A 1,922-nucleotide genomic window follows, 5' to 3' on the forward strand; every position below is an offset into this window, starting at 1 on the left:
GTATTCCCTATGAAAAGGACAATATATCCTGTCCGCTTCTATATAGTCTGGTAGCCGTAACCGTCAAGGAAATAGAGAATAATTATGGGGAATTCATAAAGCTGCTATTTCCTAAAAATAAGTAATGGAAAATAATATCAGCATTAATATTGGTAGGAGCATTTGGTAGTACACATCAAATGAAAAGATGATGTAGGTTTAATTTAGAGAGTGCTCTAGTAGGGAGTTTGTACCCCAGGGAATTGTTCAACATATTCTATCGGTGTAACGCATTCTTTCGCCAAGGTACCATAATATTCCTGATAGAGAGGAATCAGGCGGATTTGAGTGCAGGTTTTGCCATATCTTTTGCTTAGACGGGTTTCGATATACCCAAACTCCACTAATTTTTTCAAATTGCGGGAAATAGTACTGTTAGAATGGTTGCCCATCTGGAGGGTAAGCATTCTGGAGCTGATGTATATCCATTCATCCCGCCAATGCAACCTGTTGAATTCGGAAAAAATAATCATATATAGCAGGCTGGCAGCAGGAGACAACTCATCATCAAATCGTTTATCCATGAAGGCGTTAAATTGAAGAATGTAGGAAATTTTTTTCATAGCAAATACCTCTCAAAAACTATATAGTAAAAAATTTAGACTGCTTGGCAAAGGTAAACAAAGAGTACACTGCCAATTTATCTTGATAAAGTGATTATATAATAAAATGAAGTGAAAATCACCAGGGATAAACTTAAAAAATTAAGAAGTTTAAGCCAGATAAGCGAAATAAAAAAACATATCCTATCTTAGCAAACTAATGTGGATAGAAATAATATCTATAATTATGTATACTTTCATACTAAGGTTAGCTATCAGAATGTATACTATCGAACTAGGTTAAACTAGCAAAACGGAAATTTTTTTTTCTTTTCTTTTTCTTTATATTAGGACGCTGGGAGGCCTTGCGGCACAAGAGATAAAAGATTATCACTGTACCTTCTTTGAGCCTTTTAGAGGTGCGATAACAGGATATGAATAATTCCATGCAAATTTTGTATTGCTTATAAAATTCGCCTATGTTATAATAAACATACAAACATACCTTCTTTTGCTGTTAATGATTGAAAGGGGTATCCTATGACAAATCGCAAAATACGCGATACTGTATTTTGCCATTACATGGCTACAGAATCACATTTGCTGGAACTGTTCAATGCTTTGAACGATACTCATTTAAAAAATTCCTCCAATGTTAATATCAATACGTTGGAAGGAAGTTTTTTCAGTAATATTAAAAATGACATTTCTTTTCTGATGGATGATTTGGTCATCGTACTTATTGAGCATCAAACAACAATTAATCCCAATATGCCCTTGCGGTTTTTAAGCTATCTTGACGAACTATATCGCAGAATTGTCAGCGGACAGTCAGCTAAGATTTATGGCAGCGAGTTGATCAAGGTACCTGCTCCCGAATTTTATGTTTTTTATGATGGAGATGATATGTCATTTGACCAGCAGATATTAAAATTAAGTAATGCATTTGAGTCAGCCTCAGAAAATCTGGAGTTAATTGTTCATGTGTATAACCTTGGCGATGGTAAAAGTGAGATACTAAAGCAGAAATGCTCTGCAATAAAGGAATACAGCATATTTTCCAACAAGTATAAATTTTACAGAAAGCAAAAATTTACCATTGACCAAGCTGTAAAAGAAGCTGTTCGTTATTGTTTGGAACACAATGTCATGACAGAATATTTAAGAAATAACGAAAAAGAGGTGATAGATATGTTTGGGTTTGAATGGAATGAAAAAGAAGAGAAAGATGCTCTGATTAAAGTTGGCGAAGCTAGAGGGGAAGCTAGAGGTGAAATCAGGGGGACATTAAGGGCCATAAAAAATCTAATGAGAACCACTAACTTATCTGCTGAGGCAGCC

The 1,922-nt window shown here is 34.8% G+C and carries 2 protein-coding genes; one reads left to right on the forward strand and one right to left on the reverse strand.

The window, feature by feature from the left end:
• Positions 1-215: 215 nt before the first annotated feature.
• The gene (locus I6E26_RS10945) at positions 216-602 is read right to left on the reverse strand and encodes a helix-turn-helix domain-containing protein (protein ID WP_235321901.1); all 387 of its coding nucleotides are present in this window, start codon (positions 600-602) and stop codon (positions 216-218) included.
• 519 nt (positions 603-1,121) lie between these two features.
• On the opposite strand from I6E26_RS10945, the gene I6E26_RS10950 reads away from it, so the two are divergent.
• A partial coding sequence (locus tag I6E26_RS10950; protein ID WP_235321902.1) for a hypothetical protein occupies positions 1,122-1,922 on the forward strand: 801 nt, incomplete at its 3' end.

The sequence above is a fragment of the Anaerovibrio lipolyticus genome (assembly GCF_021531495.1).
GTDB lineage: Bacteria > Bacillota > Negativicutes > Selenomonadales > Selenomonadaceae > Anaerovibrio.